At 63.0% G+C, this 441-nt stretch carries 1 protein-coding gene; it reads left to right on the top strand.

Going from position 1 to position 441, the window contains the following annotated elements:
- Window positions 1-441, top strand: a 441-nt coding sequence (locus tag CYP26_RS08490) for an anion permease (protein WP_181000894.1), incomplete at both ends; no start/stop codon positions are given.

Genomic DNA, 441 nt, shown 5'->3' with positions numbered 1-441 from the left:
TTGCCATCCTGCTGCTGCTGTGGGCAGGCATTCCGGCCATGATTTTCGGCAAAGCCTACGCCGTCAACCCCACCACCACCGCCTTCCTCGGCCTCTCCCTGCTGCTGCTCAGCGGCGTGCTTACCTGGCAGGATGTCCTGACTGAACAAGGCGCGTGGGACACCGTTACCTGGTTCTCCGCCCTGGTGATGATGGCCACCTTCCTCAACAAGCTCGGCCGGATTGCCTGGCTCTCCAAACTCTTGGAAAGCGGCATCGGCGGCATGGGCATGGGCTGGGTTGGCGCAGTAACCCTGCTGCTTCTGGCCTATATGTATGCCCACTACATCTTCGCCAGCACCACCGCCCACATCACCGCCATGCTCAGCGCCTTCTATGCCGCCGGCCTGGCTCTGGGTGCCCCCCCCATGCTCTACGCCCTGCTGCTGGCCTCCTCTTCCA

Origin of the sequence: Campylobacter concisus (genome assembly GCF_002913225.1) — a bacterium.
In the GTDB taxonomy this organism is placed as follows: Bacteria; Campylobacterota; Campylobacteria; order Campylobacterales; family Campylobacteraceae; genus Campylobacter_A; species Campylobacter_A concisus_J.
Note: the sequence above shows the minus strand (reverse complement) of the source record. Positions and strands in the feature narration are given on the sequence as shown.